General features: G+C 71.9%; 18 protein-coding genes. 12 read left to right on the top strand and 6 right to left on the bottom strand.

Going from position 1 to position 16,017, the window contains the following annotated elements; all coding sequences use genetic code 11:
• Positions 1-122: 122 nt before the first annotated feature.
• From ABZV42_RS39020 to ABZV42_RS39045, 6 genes are all read left to right on the top strand, one after another.
• The gene (locus ABZV42_RS39020) at positions 123-1,091 is read left to right on the top strand and encodes a segregation/condensation protein A (RefSeq protein ID WP_355989206.1); all 969 of its coding nucleotides are present in this window, start codon (positions 123-125) and stop codon (positions 1,089-1,091) included.
• Entirely contained in the window at positions 1,088-1,744 is a 657-nt protein-coding gene (gene scpB, locus ABZV42_RS39025; RefSeq protein WP_355989197.1) for an SMC-Scp complex subunit ScpB, read from the top strand. The genes ABZV42_RS39020 and scpB overlap by 4 nt, the downstream gene beginning before the upstream one ends.
• A complete protein-coding gene (locus tag ABZV42_RS39030) occupies positions 1,744-3,033 on the top strand; it encodes a pseudouridine synthase (protein WP_356056346.1) in 1,290 nt (429 codons plus the stop codon). The genes scpB and ABZV42_RS39030 overlap by 1 nt, the downstream gene beginning before the upstream one ends.
• 283 nt (positions 3,034-3,316) lie before the next feature.
• On the top strand, positions 3,317-4,060 hold the full coding sequence (locus ABZV42_RS39035; RefSeq protein ID WP_355989192.1) for an NUDIX domain-containing protein: 744 nt from the start codon (positions 3,317-3,319) through the stop codon (positions 4,058-4,060).
• 11 nt (positions 4,061-4,071) lie between these two features.
• Positions 4,072-5,094, top strand: coding sequence for an ADP-ribosylglycohydrolase family protein (locus ABZV42_RS39040; RefSeq protein WP_355989190.1), 1,023 nt, complete (start codon positions 4,072-4,074; stop codon positions 5,092-5,094).
• Positions 5,095-5,097: 3 nt separating this feature from the next.
• A complete protein-coding gene (locus ABZV42_RS39045) occupies positions 5,098-5,934 on the top strand; it encodes a nucleotidyltransferase domain-containing protein (RefSeq protein WP_356056351.1) in 837 nt (278 codons plus the stop codon).
• Here the strand turns inward: ABZV42_RS39045 and ABZV42_RS39050 are convergent.
• Genes ABZV42_RS39050 through ABZV42_RS39065 form a run of 4 tightly spaced genes read right to left on the bottom strand, consistent with a single transcriptional unit; the run spans position 5,902 to position 8,418 of the window.
• Entirely contained in the window at positions 5,902-6,717 is an 816-nt protein-coding gene (locus ABZV42_RS39050; RefSeq protein WP_355989185.1) for a nucleotidyltransferase domain-containing protein, read from the bottom strand. The two genes, ABZV42_RS39045 and ABZV42_RS39050, sit on opposite strands and share 33 nt — an antisense overlap.
• Before the next feature lie 21 nt (positions 6,718-6,738).
• Complete coding sequence (locus ABZV42_RS39055; protein WP_355989183.1) at positions 6,739-7,149, bottom strand: Rieske (2Fe-2S) protein; 411 nt, start codon at positions 7,147-7,149, stop codon at positions 6,739-6,741.
• Positions 7,146-7,727 (bottom strand): DUF6529 family protein, encoded by a 582-nt coding sequence (locus ABZV42_RS39060; protein ID WP_355989180.1) that lies wholly within the window; start codon positions 7,725-7,727, stop codon positions 7,146-7,148. Before ABZV42_RS39060 ends, ABZV42_RS39055 begins: the two co-directional genes overlap by 4 nt.
• A 25-nt stretch (positions 7,728-7,752) precedes the next feature.
• Positions 7,753-8,418: a hypothetical protein gene (locus ABZV42_RS39065; protein WP_355989178.1), complete on the bottom strand. Its 666-nt coding sequence runs from the start codon at positions 8,416-8,418 to the stop codon at positions 7,753-7,755.
• A 258-nt stretch (positions 8,419-8,676) separates the two neighbouring features.
• Between ABZV42_RS39065 and aroH the strand changes: the two genes are divergently transcribed.
• The 5 genes from aroH (at position 8,677) to der (ending at position 13,231) form a co-directional block, all read left to right on the top strand.
• On the top strand, positions 8,677-9,039 hold the full coding sequence (aroH, locus tag ABZV42_RS39070; RefSeq protein ID WP_037628600.1) for a chorismate mutase: 363 nt from the start codon (positions 8,677-8,679) through the stop codon (positions 9,037-9,039).
• Positions 9,036-10,121, top strand: coding sequence for a prephenate dehydrogenase (locus ABZV42_RS39075; RefSeq protein ID WP_355989175.1), 1,086 nt, complete (start codon positions 9,036-9,038; stop codon positions 10,119-10,121). Before aroH ends, ABZV42_RS39075 begins: the two co-directional genes overlap by 4 nt.
• 188 nt (positions 10,122-10,309) lie before the next feature.
• Positions 10,310-11,005 (top strand): (d)CMP kinase, encoded by a 696-nt coding sequence (cmk, locus tag ABZV42_RS39080; RefSeq protein ID WP_355989173.1) that lies wholly within the window; start codon positions 10,310-10,312, stop codon positions 11,003-11,005.
• 53 nt (positions 11,006-11,058) lie between these two features.
• Positions 11,059-11,676 (top strand): lysophospholipid acyltransferase family protein, encoded by a 618-nt coding sequence (locus tag ABZV42_RS39085; RefSeq protein ID WP_355989204.1) that lies wholly within the window; start codon positions 11,059-11,061, stop codon positions 11,674-11,676.
• A gap of 76 nt (positions 11,677-11,752) precedes the next feature.
• Positions 11,753-13,231 carry a ribosome biogenesis GTPase Der gene (gene der, locus ABZV42_RS39090; RefSeq protein WP_355989170.1) on the top strand — a complete coding sequence of 493 codons (1,479 nt, stop codon included), beginning with the start codon at positions 11,753-11,755 and terminating at the stop codon, positions 13,229-13,231.
• Between the two features lie 80 nt (positions 13,232-13,311).
• Here the strand turns inward: der and ABZV42_RS39095 are convergent, their stop codons facing one another.
• Together ABZV42_RS39095 and ABZV42_RS39100 are read right to left on the bottom strand one after the other, a co-directional pair.
• A complete protein-coding gene (locus tag ABZV42_RS39095; RefSeq protein WP_355989167.1) occupies positions 13,312-13,653 on the bottom strand; it encodes a hypothetical protein in 342 nt (113 codons plus the stop codon).
• A 262-nt stretch (positions 13,654-13,915) separates the two neighbouring features.
• Positions 13,916-14,689, bottom strand: coding sequence for a hypothetical protein (locus ABZV42_RS39100; protein ID WP_355989165.1), 774 nt, complete (start codon positions 14,687-14,689; stop codon positions 13,916-13,918).
• Between the two features lie 534 nt (positions 14,690-15,223).
• On the opposite strand from ABZV42_RS39100, the gene ABZV42_RS39105 reads away from it, so the two are divergent.
• Positions 15,224-15,922 carry a transglycosylase family protein gene (locus ABZV42_RS39105; protein WP_355989162.1) on the top strand — a complete coding sequence of 233 codons (699 nt, stop codon included), beginning with the start codon at positions 15,224-15,226 and terminating at the stop codon, positions 15,920-15,922.
• The last annotated feature ends 95 nt before the right edge of the window (positions 15,923-16,017 follow it).

The raw sequence follows: 16,017 nt of genomic DNA on the forward strand, positions 1-16,017 counted from the left end.
CCCGATGAGGACCCCGCACGAGCGCTCGCCGCGGACGGCGAAGCAGCCGAGCAGGACGAGCAGCACCGGAATGATGCTGGTCTGGCCGAGGTAGATCCCCCGTAGAGCCGTTCGAGGCGCCCGTGGAAGGCCTCACGGCGCCCGCGCGCCCCGACGGGCCGGTCGAACGTCCCGAGGCCCCCCAGGGCGGCCCTGTGGCGCCGGCCCCGGCCGGGGACGCGGGGGAGGGCCCCGGGAGCGCTGACGCCCGGGCCGGGGGCAGGGGCGTCTTCAAGGTGCGGCTGTCGAATTTCGAGGGGCCCTTCGACCTGCTGCTCCAGCTGATCTCCAAGCACAAGCTCGATGTCACCGAAGTGGCGCTGTCCAAGGTCACCGACGAGTTCATGGCGCACATCCGGGCGATGGGCCCGGACTGGGACCTCGACCAGACGACCGAGTTCCTCGTCGTCGCGGCGACACTGCTCGATCTGAAGGCGGCCAGGCTGCTGCCGACCGCCGAGGTCGAGGACGAGGCCGACCTGGCCCTCCTGGAGGCACGGGACCTGCTGTTCGCGCGGCTGCTCCAGTACCGCGCGTACAAACGGATCGCGGACATCTTCAACGCGCGCCTCGACGAGGAGGCCCGCCGCTACCCCCGTACCGTCGGCCTGGAGGCGCGGTACGCCGAACTGCTGCCCGAGGTCGTCATCAGCATCGGGCCCGAGGGCTTCGCGAAGCTCGCCGTGAAGGCGATGCAGCCCAGGCCCAGGCCTCAGGTGTACGTCGACCACATTCACGCGCCGCTCGTCAGCGTGCAGGAACAGGCCGGGATCATGATGGCGCGGCTGAGGGAACTCGGCGAGGCCAGCTTCCGCTCGCTCGTCGAGGACACCGACGACACCCTCACCGTGGTCGCCCGCTTCCTGGCCCTGCTGGAGCTCTACCGGGAGAAGGCCGTCGCACTCGACCAGGAGGAGGCCCTCGGGGAACTCATGGTGCGCTGGACGGGCGGGGAGGGCGAGGAGGCGCCGCGGGTGACCGACGAGTTCGACCGGCCCGCCGAAGCGGCGAAGGACGAGGCGGGGCGCGGGAGCGAGAAGGAGAAGACGTGAGCGAGGAGACCACCGGCACCCCCGCGGCGCCGGCCACTGTCGCCGACCTCGATCTCGGGGCCGCGCTGGAGGCCGTCCTGATGGTCGTGGACGAGCCGGCCACCGAGGAGCACCTCGCCAAGATCCTGGAGCGGCCCAAGCGGCAGATCGCGAACGCGCTGCGCGCGCTGGCCGACGAGTACACCGTCCAGGGCCGCGGATTCGAGCTCAGACTGATCGCGGGCGGCTGGCGCTTCTACTCGCGTCCCGCGTACGCGAGCGCCGTCGAACGCTTCGTCCTGGACGGCCAGCAGGCCCGGCTCACCCAGGCGGCCCTGGAGACGCTCGCCGTCGTCGCGTACCGCCGGCCGGTCAGCCGATCAAGGGTCTCGGCGGTCCGCGGAGTCAACTGCGACGGCGTGATGCGCACCCTCCTCCAGCGCGGTCTGGTCGAGGAGGCGGGCACGGAACCCGAAACAGGTGCGATCCTGTACACGACGACGAACTACTTCCTGGAGCGAATGGGCCTGCGCGGTCTGGACGAGCTCCCGGAGCTCGCGCCCTTCCTCCCTGAGGCGGACGCGATCGAAGCAGAGACGCTGGAAGGGGTCCCGTCGTTCGATCCGGACGCACCGGATGCAGACGCAGACGACACGACGACGACGGAACTTTGATGCGAAGCAGTGGCAGTGGCAGTGGCAGGAACAGCGGGAGCGGCAACTCGCGCGGAACCGGCGGGAGCGGCGGTTCGCGTGGAGGCGGCGCCCCGCGCGGGAGCGGTGGGGGCGGTGGCTCGCGCGGAGGCGGCGGAGGCGGCAACTCGCGCGGAGCCGCCGGGAGCGGTGGCTCGCGTGGAGGCGGCGCGCCCCGTGGGAGCGGTGGGGGCGGTGGCTCGCGCGGAGCCGGCGGTGGTTCCCGGGGTTCGGGCGGCGGCGGCTTCCAGCCGAGGAGCTCGGCTGCGGATCGCGCCGACGACCAGCCGAAGCGTCCCAGCAAGCCCCGTCCCGAGGAGCGCCGTTACGACGTAGGCCCCGGGGGCACGCACGAAGGCCCGAAGTCCGGGCGCGGCGCCTCGGCGCGCGGTGGCGCCAAGGGCGGCCCCAAGCAGGGCCAGCAGCGCGGCGGACGCACGGAGCCCTCGCGCTCCCGTGAGTACGAGACGCGGACCGAGGAGCGCAACCGCGACCGGTACGCGGGCAAGCCCGACATCAAGCTGCCCAAGACCTTCCCGGGTGCCGAGGAGGAGGGCGAGCGCCTCCAGAAGATCCTCGCGCGAGCGGGCTACGGCTCCCGGCGCGCCTGCGAGGAGCTGGTCGACCAGGCCAGGGTCGAGGTCAACGGCCAGATCGTCCTGGAGCAGGGTCTGCGCGTCGACCCGGAGAAGGACGAGATCAAGGTCGACGGCCTGACGGTCGCGACGCAGTCGTACCAGTTCTTCTCGCTGAACAAGCCGGCCGGTGTCGTCTCCACGATGGAGGACAACGAGGGCCGTCAGTGCCTCGGCGACTACGTGACGAACCGCGAGACGCGGCTCTTCCACGTGGGCCGGCTCGACACCGAGACCGAGGGCGTCATCCTGCTCACCAACCACGGCGAGCTGGCGCACCGGCTGACCCACCCCAAGTACGGTGTGAAGAAGGTCTACCTCGCGCACATCGTGGGCCCGATCCCGCGCGACCTGGGCAAGCGGCTCAAGGACGGCATCCAGCTGGAGGACGGGTACGCGAAGGCGGACCACTTCCGTGTCGTCGAGCAGACCGGCAAGAACTACCTCGTCGAGGTGACCCTGCACGAGGGCCGCAAGCACATCGTGCGCCGCATGCTCGCCGAGGCCGGCTTCCCGGTCGACAAGCTGGTGCGCGTCTCCTTCGGTCCGATCACCCTGGGCGACCAGAAGTCGGGCTGGCTGCGCCGTCTGTCGAACACCGAGGTCGGCATGCTCATGGCCGAGGTCGGTCTCTGACCCCGGAAGCACCCTGAGGCCCGGGAGCCCCTGCGGCTCCCGCGGCCCGCGGACATCCCGCGCCCGTGACGGCCGGTCCCGGAACTTCTCCGGGGCCGGCCGTTTCGTTTCCGCCCTCGCGCCGGCTCGTACCGGTGAACGGACCACCGGCGCGCGCCGGCCCAGGTTCCGCGTCGGCTCCAGGAGCCGCAACTTCCCTGGCCGAGAACCTTGTTGACACCCCGCGCTCCCTTTATAGTCGTAGTGACCATGGTCAAGGTGACCATAAAAAGGGGGCGCAGAGGTGGCGACAGGGGAGGGGCGCGCGCCGGGGGGTGCGGCACCCGAGGGCTACGACAAGTACGCCTTCGAGCCCTTCGCCGTCACCGTCGACCTGGCCGTCCTGACCGTGCGCGCGGGCGCGCTCCAGGTACTGCTCGTCGAGCGGGGCAGGGAACCGTACGCCGGCCGCTGGGCCCTGCCCGGCGGCTTCGTGCTGCCCCGCGAGTCCGCCGAGGAGGCGGCCCGGCGTGAACTCGCCGAGGAGACCGGGCTGTCGGACCTCTCGGGACTCCACCTGGAGCAGCTGCGCACCTACAGCGAACCCGACCGCGACCCCCGCATGAGGGTCGTCTCCGTCGCGTTCGCCGCGCTGCTGCCCGACCCTCCCGAACCGCACGGCGGCGGCGACGCGGCGCAGGCCCGCTGGCTGCCGTTCGACGAACTCGGACCCCTCGCCTTCGACCACGACCGGATCCTCGCCGACGCCCACGACCGGGTGGGCGCCCGACTCGAGTACTCCTGTCTCGCCACGTCCTTCTGCCCGCCCGAGTTCACCCTCGGAGAGCTCCAGCACGTCTACGAGACGGTGTGGGGCACCGCGCTCGACCGGCCCAACTTCCGGCGCAAGGTCCTCGCCACGCCCGGATTCGTCGAACAGGTCCCCGGCGCCGCCCGCCTCACCGGCGGCCGCGGCAAACCCGCCGCCCTCTACCGCGCCGGCGGCGCCAAGGTTCTGCACCCACCTCTGCTGCGTCCCACCTCGTAAGGACGGACCCGATGACCAGCACGACCCTGACCAAGCGCGCCGCCAGCGGTTCCCTCATCGGCCTGGCCCTAGGTGACGCGCTCGGTTTCCCCACCGAGTTCAACACCGTGCCCGAGATCCTCGAGAAGTGCGGACCCTGGCGGCAGATGGCGCTGCCCAGGCCCGCGATCGTCACCGACGACACCCAGATGACCCTGGCGCTGGCGAGCGGACTGCGCACCGCCATGGACCGCGGACTGCTCGGCCCGGAGCGGATGGAAAGGCCCGTCCGCGAGGAGTTCGTGAACTGGTACCAGTCGCCCGAGAACAACCGGGCCCCCGGCCGGACCTGCCTGGTCGCCTGCAACCTCCTCAAGGACGAGAAGCGCCGCTGGCAGGAGGCCAGCCAGACCGGCTCCAAGGGGTGCGGCGCCAACATGCGGGTGGCGCCGGTCGGGCTCGCCCGCGGACTCAGCGACGAACAGCGCGCGGGTGCCGCCCAGTTCCAGGCCGCGCTCACCCACGGCCACCCCACCGCGCTCGCCGCCTCCGACCTCACCGCGCACACCGTCCGGCTGCTCTCGCAGGGCGCCGAGCCCGCGGAACTGATCGGCCTGCTGCTCGTGTACGCGCACGAGAACCGGCACCGCTACCACTCCCGCTGGCTCGGAGACCTGTGGACCTTCTGCCACGACGCCACCCCCGAGCAGTACATCTCCCGCGGCTGGGACGAGTGCATCGCCGTCCTGGACAACCTCCGCCAGGCCGTGCGCACCGCCTCGCCCGAAGCCGATCCGTGCCTCGCCACCGGCGCCGGCTGGATAGCCGAGGAGGCGTTCGCCACCGGCCTGCTGTGCTTCCTGATGTTCGTCGACGAACCCGTCACCGCGCTGCGCCGGGCCGCCTGCACCTCGGGCGACTCCGACTCCATCGCCTGCCTGACCGGGGCGTTCGCGGGCGCCCACCACGGCTCGGAGGTCTGGCCTGACGACTGGGCCGACCGCATCGAGTACCACAGCGACCTCATGTCGCTGGGGGCGCTCTGGGATGCTTGAGCCATGACAGACGTCCTCGGCATCGGCGCCGACCTCGCGAGCGTGGTGGGCGAGCAGCCCGACCCCGTGCTCTTCGCCACCGTCTCCGGGGCGCACCTGTACGGCTTCCCCTCGCGGGACTCCGACGTCGACCTGCGCGGGGTCCATCTGCTGCCGACGGCCGACCTGGTGGGGCTGGGCGAGGCGCAGGAGACCCGTGCGCGGATGTGGGTGCGGGACGGGGTCGAGATGGACCTGGTCACCCACGACCTGCGCAAGTTCGTACGGCTCATGCTGCGACGCAACGGCTACGTGCTGGAGCAGTTGCTGTCGCCGCTGGTCGTGAGCACCGGTGACGAACACCGTGAGCTGATCTCGCTCGCCCCCGGGGTCCTCACCCGCCATCACGCCCACCACTACCGGGGGTTCGCGGCCACGCAGTGGCGGCTCTTCGAGAAGAGCGGTGAACTCAAGCCGCTGCTCTACACGTTCCGTGTGCTGCTCACCGGCATCCACCTCATGCGCAGCGGCGAGGTGCAGGCCGATCTGCCCACGCTGGCCGGGGAGATCGCGTCCCCCGCGTACCTCCCGGACCTGATCGCCGCGAAGGCGGAGCGCGAGCACGGGGCCGCCGACATCCTCCACGCGCGTGCGGCGGAGGACGTGGAGCGGCTGCACGCACTTCTCGACGAGGCGCAGGACGCCTCCGCGCTGCCGGACGCACCCTCCGCGTACGAGGCACTGCACGCCTTCGTCGTCAGGGTCCGTCTGGAGGGGGCCGGGGGAGGCCGGGACGGCGTCCTGGAGCCGGTGGGGGCCCCGGGAGGGCTACCGGTCCCCGGCGGGGTCGCGGAGCGCTGAGGCACGGCGGACCCGGACCAGGAAGTCCTCCACGCGGGCCTGGTCCGGCTCGGGCGGGAGCGGGCTGCGGTCGGCCGCCTCGTCGGTCTCCGCCGCCAGCCGGACCATCCGGCGCTCGACCTCGCTCCAGGACACCTCGCCCCGCTTGACGGCGAGCAGCGGCTCACGCTGGTCCGCGACATCGATCGTCAGGGACCCGGTGCGCAGCAGATCGCGCGAACTCGTCAGCAGGCGCAGCAGATGCATGGCGTGCTTCCAGCGCGGGGCGCCGTGCGTACGGACGTCGGCCTCCAGCTTCTTGCGCTGGCCGAGGGCGTAGCGGGTGAAGGTCTCGTACGCCCGGCGGGAGAGGAAGGCCCCCCGCAGGGCGAGGAGTTCACGGCCGGTGTCGTCCACGTGCCCGACGAGCGGCGAGTGCAGGCATTCCAGGATGTTCGGGTTGGCGCGCAGCGCGAGCGCGCAGAACCGCTCCAGTTCCCAGCTGAACTGTTCCGGCGCCGGGCCCTCGACATGCGTCGGCGGCTTCTCGAAGCGCCAGAACAGCGCGGTCGGGGCGAGGAAGACGCCCCGGAGGTCCGTGTCACTGTCGTCCGTGGCCAGCCCGAAGGCGCGCGAGCCCATCACGCAGGAGTAGACCGTGTGGTCCCGCACCAGCGAGACCGCGGACGCCGGGATCGCGGACCCGGAGGAGACGGGGGACGCGGGTGAGGCGGGCGACGCCGCCGGTGCCTGGTGCGCCGGGGATGTCGCGGACGCCGGGGGTACGGGAGGCTCGGAACGCATGTCCGGAGCGTACGGGCCCGGTCAGGCCAGGCGGATCGAGTTTCCCTCCACCGTGATCTTCTCCGCGGGCAGCGGACGCGGCGCGGGACCGGCCTTCACCGCCCCGTTCGCGACAGCGAACTTGCTCCCGTGGCACGGACAGTCGATGGTGCCGTTCGCGACCTTGTCCACCAGGCATCCCTGGTGCGTGCAGATCGCCGAGAAGGCCTTGAAGTCGCCCTTCGCCGGCTGGGTGACCACGATCTTCTGGTCCTTGAAGACCGTGCCCCCGCCGACCGGGATGTCGCTCGTCGTGGCCAGCTCCTGGCCGCTGGACGCCTTCGGTGACGAGTCCGAGGAACTGCTGCCGCTGCCGTACTGGCTGCACCCCGCGAGCAGGGCGGACGCCCCCGTGGCGAGAATCACCGTGCGCCGCGTCGAGCGGTTGGTCATGTCGTCACTCCGAACGTACGGAAGAACCAGAAGGCGGACGTCAGCCAGAGGGCGGTGAGCACGGCGAAGACGAGGCCGCCGATGATCGGCAGCAGCCAGCCGGGCAGGCGCTCCCAGCGGAGCAGCAGCATCTTGGCACTGAAGGCACCGAAGAAGAAGCACCCCAGGAGCGAGTGCCACATGACGCGCGTGCTGTACGTCTGATAGCCCAAAGCGTACAGACAGTGCACCGCGACGGGCACCGCCACCAGGAACGCGATCCGTCCCGACCACCGGTGCAGTGCCGCCGCCCACCCCGGGCCCGGCAGCTTTCCGTACATCATGAGGGCCGAGACGAGCTGGACGAGGGCGAAGAAGAAGGCCGTCGTCGCCAGCCAGGACTTCACGGCGCCGGTGCTGCTGAAACCGGCGAGGTCGAAGGCCGTTCCGGTGGGGTTGTGGACCTTGCCGTAGACGCCGAGGCCGACCGCGACGGCCGCGGCGACCAGGGCCGGGACGAGATAGCGCGCCGGGCTCGGGCCGCGGCCGGGCGGCGGAGAGGGGAAACCCCGGGTGGCGGCGTTCGGGTCCACGCTCATGAACGGCTCCCTGTGGAAGAGGAGGTCAGGGGGTGACAGGACGGGCGACGATCTTCTGGCCGTCGATCGTCACGGTGCCGGTCTCCGGGTCGATCTCCGGTGCCGCCGAAGGTGTGCCGTCGCGCTGGACGACGCCGACCTGTTTTCCGCCGGGCAGCACGATCCAGCCGCCGTCGACCTTCGCGCCGCGCACGGTGGCCGTCGCCCGGTACAGGCCGGAGGGCTTGACGGCCCGGTCGGCCGTGAAGGCGTACCGCTGCCCGCCGACGTCGGCGGTGCCGCGGATCAGCTTGTGGTCCTGGAGGGTTCCGCTCAGCTGGTCGCCGTTGCCGCCCGCGAGCTTCATGCTGCCGTCGTCCGCGACGTCGCCCTTCAGCCAGGACTCCTTGTCGTGCCCGTCGCAGAAGTACGCGATCGCCCTGCCGCCCCGCAGGGAGACCGCGATGGCCGAGGTGTTGTCGTCGGTGCGGCCGGCGTAGTCGCCGTTGGGGACGGCGGTGCGGGAGGGCGAGGGGCTCGGCGAGGGTGAGGACGAGGCCGGTGGCGCGGTGGCCGACACGGAGACGCCCGGCGACGCGGGCCGGTACGGGTTCGACGTGCCCTTCGTCCCTGTCGTCGCGTTGAGCGTCAGCAGGACCACGCCGAGCACGAGCCCCGCGAGGAGAGTGAGCAGGGGTCCTGGTCGCTTCATCCGGTCCTCCCCCGGGGCGGGTTTCCAGTGCCATGAGAGCGGACTCGCGGGCCCACGTCCAGAGGCGCACGGGCGCGTTCTCGGCAGAGGTGGCCGAATGGGGCGATTCGGGTGACACCGACGTGGCCGGACGGCCGGTCCGGGCCGGATCCGGCGCTCGGCCCCTGTCTCGTCAGGCGGGCGCCGCGCACCCGCGCGCGGGGGGCTGACTAGGCTGGTGCGACACGACATGCACACAGATCAGCGAGGAGCATCACCGTGGCGGTACGAGCGGTCCGGGGCGCCGTCCAACTGGAACGGGACGAGGCCGGGCACATGGACGAGCAGGTCAGCGAGCTGCTCACCGCCATCCTGGAGCGCAACGCGCTCACCACGGACGACCTCATCAGCATCTGGTTCACGGCGACGCCCGATCTGCACAGCGACTTCCCGGCCGCGGCGGCGCGCAAGCTCGGCATCGTCGACGTACCGCTGATCTGCGCGCAGGAGCTGGACATCGAGGGCGCGATGCCCCGGGTGGTCCGTGTTCTCGCGCACATCGAGTCCGACCGGCCGCGCGCGGACGTCGTGCACGTCTACCTCGGTGCCGCGGGCGCGCTCCGCAAGGACATCGCCCAGTGAGGACCGCGCTCGTCATCGGAACCGGGCTGATCGGCACGTCCGCGGCCCTCGCGCTCGCCGCCCGCGGCGTCGTCGTCCACCTCGCCGACCACGACCCGGAGCAGGCCCGTACGGCGGCCGCGCTGGGCGCCGGCACGGACGAGGCCCCCGAGGGACCCGTCGACCTCGCGATCGTCGCCGCACCGCCCGCGCACGTCGCCACGACCCTCGCGGACGCCATGCGGCGCGGTCTCGCCCGCGGCTACCTGGACGTCGCCAGCGTCAAGGGCGGTCCCCGCCGCGAGCTGGAGGCGCTCGGCCTCGACCTCACCCCGTACATCGGCACCCACCCCATGTCGGGCCGCGAGAAGTCGGGTCCGCTGGCCGCGAGCGGCGACCTCTTCGAGGGCCGGCCCTGGGTGCTCACCCCGACCCGGGACACGGACACCGAGGTCCTGAACCTCGCCCTGGAGCTGGTCTCGCACTGCCGTGCCGTGCCCGTCGTGATGGACGCGGACGCCCACGACCGCGCCGTGGCGCTCGTCTCGCACATGCCGCACCTGGTGTCCAGCATGGTCGCCGCGCGCCTGGAGCACGCGGAGGAGACGGCGGTACGGCTCTGCGGGCAGGGCATCCGCGATGTGACCCGGATCGCGGCCTCCGACCCCCGGATGTGGATCGACATCCTCTCCGCGAACCCCGGCCCCGTCGCGGACCTCCTCGCGGACGTCTCCGCCGACCTCGACGAGACGGTCCAGGCCCTGCGCGCCCTCCAGTCCTCCGACGAGGCCAAGCGCCGCGAGGGCGCCGGCGGCATCGAGGACGTCCTGCGCCGCGGCAACGCCGGTCAGGTCCGCGTCCCCGGCAAGCACGGCTCCGCGCCGCGCGTCTACGAGGTCGTGGCCGTCCTCATCGACGACCAGCCCGGACAGCTCGCCCGCATCTTCGCCGACGCGGGGATGGCCGGGGTCAACATCGAGGACGTACGCATCGAGCACGCGACCGGTCAGCAGGCCGGTCTGGTGCAGCTCATGGTGGAGCCGAAGGCGGTGCCGGTGCTCGGTGCCGCGCTGCGGGAGCGGGGCTGGGCGCTGCGCCAGTGAGCCCGGCGCCCGGGAAGAGCATGGTGGCACCGGCACCGGGAGGGGCAGGTGCGACCGGTGCCGGGACGGCCGGTGGCACCGCCGCGGGAAGGGCCAGTAATACGGGGTCCGCGGGGCCGGTAACCTTGTGCGGGGCGCGCTCGCGCCCCGCAGAGACCTCCACCCCGCACCAGGAAGGTGTTCCCACCGTGGAAAACGGCGCCGCCCGTACCGCTCCGGCTGTGATTGTCGCCATCGACGGCCCCTCCGGCACGGGCAAGTCGAGCACCTCGAAGGCCGTGGCCGCCAAGCTCGGTCTGAGCTACCTGGACACGGGTGCCCAGTACCGTGCCATCACGTGGTGGATGGTCAGCAACGGCATCGACATCACGGACCCCTCCGCGATCGCCGACGCGGCCGGCAAACCGGAGATCATCTCCGGCACCGACCCGGCCGAGCCGACCATCACGGTCGACGGGACCGACGTCGCCGGCCCGATCCGCACACAGGAGGTCACCTCCAAGGTCAGCGCGGTCAGCGCCGTCCCCGAGGTGCGCGCCCGCATCACCGAGCTTCAGCGGACCCTCGCCGGGTCCGCGGCGGCCGGCATCGTCGTCGAGGGCCGGGACATCGGCACCACCGTGCTGCCCGACGCCGACCTGAAGATCTTCCTCACCGCCTCCCCGGAGGCGCGTGCCGCCCGGCGCAGCGGTGAGCTGAAGGGCGCGGACGTCGACGCCACCCGTGAGGCGCTGGTCAAGCGGGACGCGGCCGACTCCAGCCGTAAGACCTCCCCCCTCGCCAAGGCGGACGACGCGGTCGAGGTCGACACCTCCGACCTCACGCTCCAGCAGGTCATCGAGTGTGTCGTCACCCTCGTCGAGGAGAAGCGGGCCGCCGCGTGAGCGCACCCCCCGCGAGACGCGCCGAGGTCGGGCGCCGGATCGGCGTCGGACTGATGTACGGGCTGTGGAAGCCGCGCGTGCTCGGTGCCTGGAAGGTCCCGGCGACCGGCCCGGTGATCCTGGCCGTCAACCACTCGCACAACATCGACGGACCGATGGTCATGGGCGTCGCGCCCAGGCCCACGCACTTCCTGATCAAGAAGGAAGCGTTCATCGGCCCGCTCGACCCGTTCCTGCTGGGCATCGGCCAGCTCAAGGTGGACCGCGCGATCGCCGACCGCACGGCCATCACCGACGCCCTCGGCGTCCTCGCGGCCGGCGGAGTCCTCGGGATCTTCCCCGAGGGCACCCGGGGCGAGGGCGACTTCGCCTCCCTGCGGTCCGGGCTCGCGTACTTCGCCGTGCGCAGCGGAGCCCCGATCGTCCCGGTGGCCGTGCTGGGAAGTACCGAGCGGACCAGCCGGCTGACCAAGGCACTGCCCCCGCTGCGCAGCAGGGTCGACGTCGTCTTCGGGGACCCCTTCGAAGCGGGCGACGGCAGCGGCCGGCGAACGAGACAGGCGCTGGACGAGGCCACCGGCCGCATCCAGAAGCAGCTCAGCGCACACCTGGACAACGCCAGACATCTGACCGGACGCCGGGAAAACGCCGGGCGCCCCGCCGGGCGTTAGGCGACACTTAGTAGTGGATCACCCGGTTTGCGGGCGATCCACCGATCACCACGATGAACGACGAGGTACGGACTTCATGAACGACCACATCCAGCCCGACGGCTCGGCAGAGCACGACCACGGGGCGCTTGGCGATGCCGAGTACGCGGAGTTCATGGAGCTCGCCGCGGTAGAGGGCTTCGACGTCGAGGACGTCGAGGGCGCGATCGAGGAGGCGGGCCACGGCCCGCTGCCCGTCCTCGCCGTCGTCGGCCGCCCGAACGTCGGCAAGTCGACCCTGGTGAACCGCATCATCGGCCGCCGCGAGGCCGTCGTCGAGGACAAGCCCGGTGTCACCCGCGACCGCGTCACCTACGAGGCCGAGTGGGCGGGTCGCCGCTTCAAGCTCGTCGACACCGGCGGCTGGGAGCAGGACGTCCTCGGTATCGACGCGTCCGTCGCCGCGCAGGCCGAGTACGCGATCGAGGCCGCCGACGCGGTCGTCTTCGTCGTCGACGCCAAGGTCGGCGCGACCGACACCGACGAGGCTGTCGTACGTCTTCTCCGCAAGGCCGGCAAGCCCGTCGTGCTGTGCGCCAACAAGGTCGACGGCATGAGCGGCGAGGCCGACGCCTCGTACCTCTGGGCCCTCGGTCTCGGCGAGCCGCACCCGGTCTCCGCGCTGCACGGCCGCGGCACCGGCGACATGCTCGACGCCGTCCTGGAGGCGCTGCCCGAGGCCCCGGCGCAGACCTTCGGCTCCGCGCTGGGCGGCCCCCGCCGCATCGCCCTCATCGGCCGCCCGAACGTCGGCAAGTCCTCCCTGCTGAACAAGGTGGCCAACGAGGACCGCGTGGTCGTCAACGAGGTCGCGGGCACCACCCGTGACCCGGTCGACGAGCTCATCGAACTCGGCGGCATCACCTGGAAGTTCGTCGACACGGCGGGCATCCGCAAGCGCGTCCACCTCCAGCAGGGCGCCGACTACTACGCCTCGCTGCGCACCGCCGCCGCCGTCGAGAAGGCCGAGGTCGCGGTCATCCTGATCGACGCGTCCGAGAACATCTCCGTGCAGGACCAGCGCATCGTCACCATGGCCGTCGACGCGGGCCGCGCCATCGTCCTCGCCTTCAACAAGTGGGACACCCTCGACGAGGAGCGCCGCTACTACCTGGAGCGGGAGATCGAGACCGAGCTCGCCCAGGTGGCCTGGGCGCCCCGGGTGAACGTCTCGGCCCGCACCGGCCGTCACATGGAGAAGCTCGTCCCGGGGATCGAGACGGCCCTGGCGGGCTGGGAGACCCGTGTCCCGACCGGCCGCCTGAACGCCTTCCTCGGCGAGCTGGTCGCCGCCCACCCGCACCCGGTCCGCGGCGGCAAGCAGCCCCGCATCCTGTTCGGCACGCAGGCGGGCACCAAGCCCCCGCGGTTCGTGCTCTTCTCCTCCGGCTTCATCGAGCACGGCTACCGCCGCTTCATCGAGCGCCGCCTGCGCGAGGAGTTCGGCTTCGCGGGCACGCCGATCCACATCTCGGTGCGGGTGCGCGAGAAGCGCGGCGCCAACAAGAAGAAGTAACGCCCACGGGCGAAGCGTGAGGGGCGGCTCCCTGCCGGGAGCCGCCCCTCACGCTTTCCGCCGCTTGCCGGCCTCGCCGCTCAAAGGCCCCTGCGCGGGGCGGGCGGCAGCGCGGCCGGGATGTGGTGCATCCCGGTGCCGTGCTGGCGTGCGCCCGGCTGCCAGACGGCCGTCGTCGTCGTGGTGTGCCCGTGCTGTGCGGTGATCTGACGGGCCGTCTGGGCCCCCGCGCTGTACGAGCTGTACATGCCCGACGAGCTGAACGAGTTGGAACCGCGCCCGAGGATCCCGAAAGCCTTGAACTCCAGGTTCTCCTCACCGTGCCGGTCACCGGGCAGGGTCCTGAACGCCCTGATCCACTCGGCATAGAGGGCGTCGTAGATCGGCGTGGCCGATGAGGCGCCCTGATGAGGGTCATGCACCGGCCGCGCCGTCACCTCTCTGCTCGGACGGAGGGAGGAGCCAGAAGCAGGGACCGGCTGGAAGGGCCGGTGGCCGGGGACGTCGTAGGTGTGCACGTACGTGCCAACGACCCCGCCGCCCAACAGATGCGGCCGGTAGGGTCATTTCGCGGCCGCCGGGTGTGAGCGGCGCACGCGGGGGCGCGGGGAACCGTGCGGGCGACTCTCCGCGGCCGAAGCCGGCCGCCTGCCCGCGGTTCCCCGCCGCGCCGCGCAGGCCCTCTCAGGTGCCGGCGAGAGGCATCGCCGCCGCGACCAGCTGGCCGTTGGCCGCCGCCTTGTCGAGCGCGTCGCGCAGCAGGTCCTCCCGGGGCTGACGGCCGATCGAGCCGACCGGCGCCGCGAACAGGAGAACCTGCTGGAGCTTGTTCGCGGCGGCGCGCCAGCTGTCGGTGACCTGGAGCGCCTGGTGGGCCTGCCACCAGGCGACGGGCGAGCCGCCGCCGGTGCCCGGCTGGAGCACGGCGTGCAGCTGGCCCGCCGCGAGCAGGACGGACCAGCCGTGCAGGACCGGCGGCACCGAGTGCAGCTCGGTCGCGGGCATGAAGCCCTGCTCGATCAGCAGGGGCAGGAAGTCGTCGCCGATGTCGGTCGAGCCCGGCCGCACGATCGGCCCGGTCGGCTCGACGACGAGCGCGGGGTGCAACTCGCCGTGGATCAGGACGAGTCCGCTGGTGACGCCGAGCACGGCCTGCTCGGGTACGGGGTCGGCGGGCGCGCCGTCGGGGTGGATCGAGCGGACGGCGCCCTGGAGCTGTTCCTCGGTGACCTGCACGACCTGCGAGGGCAGGCAGGTGGCGTGGGCGAAGGCGAGGACGGCGGTCTCGTCGCCGATGAACAGGACGGTGCTGGTGCGCTCCTGTTCCGAGTCGCCCGGGGTGCGGCACGACGTGCAGTCGTAACTGCCGGGGGCGTTCTCTCCGGCGAGCAGCCGGTCGGCTTCTTCGTCGCCGATCTCGGCGCGTACGTCGTCGCTGACGTCGAGCATGCGCGGCACGGTGGCTCCTCGGGATGCGGTGCGTGGCGGTGCCGGGTGGCTCCCGGCCCATGAACCGGGGGTTCCCGGCTCTTGAAGATGTCAACGGGTGATCTGTGGCCGGAGTCACGCCCGGGAGCGAACGGAATCGAACCATCCGACGCCCAGGGTGAAGGCGCCCCCGGAATTGGTTACTCCCAGTCAACTTCCAGGAGTCCGGCGGAAGTTGACTGGGTGAAGTGAGTCACAGATCACGAGAGGGGCGGGTCGACAAATCCGGAAATCACCCAATGAAGTGGGTGGCCGAAAATCGTTGATACCCACGGTAACCGCTAACTGGCCTCGAATGACAAGGAGTTGGTTGATATCGGGGCGCCCCGCTCCATAGATTCCTGCGCCGTGTGCAACGAGCACCGCTCGGGTACGTCCGCCGGCCGATCCGCTTCGGATCACAGCAAGCCGCCGGTGGACGGGTCGGAGCGCGACGGCCGCGTCCTACGCGCAGGTCATCGCGGTCCTTCCTGGGGGACCCCGGGTGTTTCGAGAGGGAAATACATGTCCGCATGTGCCGACAGCACTCACGGGAACGGTCACAAGGCTCGTACGGCGAACAGGACACGGACGGCGGCGGTCCTCGCCGGGGCGGCACTGCTCGCCCCGCTCGGGCTGCTCGCCGCGACCGGTGACGCCGCCGCGGCCGACAGTGGAGTGTGGGACCGCATCGCCCAGTGCGAGAGCGGCGGAAACTGGCACATCAACACCGGCAACGGCTACTACGGAGGACTCCAGTTCTCCGCCGGCACCTGGCGCGCCTACGGCGGCACGGCGTACGCGCCCACCGCCGACAAGGCTTCCAGGGGCGGGCAGATAGCCATCGCGAACAAGGTCCAGAGCGCACAGGGGTGGGGCGCCTGGCCCACCTGCTCGGCCCGCGCCGGGGCCTACGGCAAGGCGCCGGGCTCCTCGGGTGACGGCGCGGGATCGACGGCCACCGGGTCGGCCGCCGCGCCGGCCCGCAAGCAGGCTCACCAGTCCGTACCGGCGAAGCGGGAACCGGCGAAGACGCCGGCCCGAACTCCCGGCCACGTCGGCCGCGGCTCGTCCCGCGGCGACTACACCGTCCGCGAAGGCGACACCCTGAGTGCCATCGCCGCGCGGCACGGGACCACCTGGCGGAAGATCTACGCCGCCAACAAGTCGGTGATCGGCGGTGATCCCGACCTGATCGTGCCCGGGCAGCGGCTCGACTTCTGAGCCACGCTCCCCCCTCGTCCCGGGCACAAGGCCCCATCCGGTCGTCCGACCGGGTGGGGCCCTGGGCGTGCCGGGCGCGGGCCGGGCGGACGGGC

This window comes from Streptomyces sp. NPDC005281, from assembly GCF_040607495.1.
In the GTDB taxonomy this organism is placed as follows: Bacteria; Actinomycetota; Actinomycetes; order Streptomycetales; family Streptomycetaceae; genus Streptomyces.

What these genes read in the sequence shown, in the direction of transcription:
- ABZV42_RS39055 (WP_355989183.1), bottom strand. Translation starts at nt 7,149, where the DNA reads ATGACCAACCGCTCGACGCGGCGCACGGTGATTCTCGCCACGGGGGCG.
- ABZV42_RS39105 (WP_355989162.1), top strand. Translation starts at nt 15,224, where the DNA reads ATGTCCGCATGTGCCGACAGCACTCACGGGAACGGTCACAAGGCTCGT.
- ABZV42_RS39060 (WP_355989180.1), bottom strand. Translation starts at nt 7,727, where the DNA reads ATGAGCGTGGACCCGAACGCCGCCACCCGGGGTTTCCCCTCTCCGCCG.
- der (WP_355989170.1), top strand. Translation starts at nt 11,753, where the DNA reads ATGAACGACCACATCCAGCCCGACGGCTCGGCAGAGCACGACCACGGG.
- ABZV42_RS39030 (WP_356056346.1), top strand. Translation starts at nt 1,744, where the DNA reads ATGCGAAGCAGTGGCAGTGGCAGTGGCAGGAACAGCGGGAGCGGCAAC.
- ABZV42_RS39040 (WP_355989190.1), top strand. Translation starts at nt 4,072, where the DNA reads ATGACCAGCACGACCCTGACCAAGCGCGCCGCCAGCGGTTCCCTCATC.
- ABZV42_RS39050 (WP_355989185.1), bottom strand. Translation starts at nt 6,717, where the DNA reads ATGCGTTCCGAGCCTCCCGTACCCCCGGCGTCCGCGACATCCCCGGCG.
- ABZV42_RS39045 (WP_356056351.1), top strand. Translation starts at nt 5,098, where the DNA reads ATGACAGACGTCCTCGGCATCGGCGCCGACCTCGCGAGCGTGGTGGGC.
- ABZV42_RS39065 (WP_355989178.1), bottom strand. Translation starts at nt 8,418, where the DNA reads ATGAAGCGACCAGGACCCCTGCTCACTCTCCTCGCGGGGCTCGTGCTC.
- ABZV42_RS39085 (WP_355989204.1), top strand. Translation starts at nt 11,059, where the DNA reads ATGTACGGGCTGTGGAAGCCGCGCGTGCTCGGTGCCTGGAAGGTCCCG.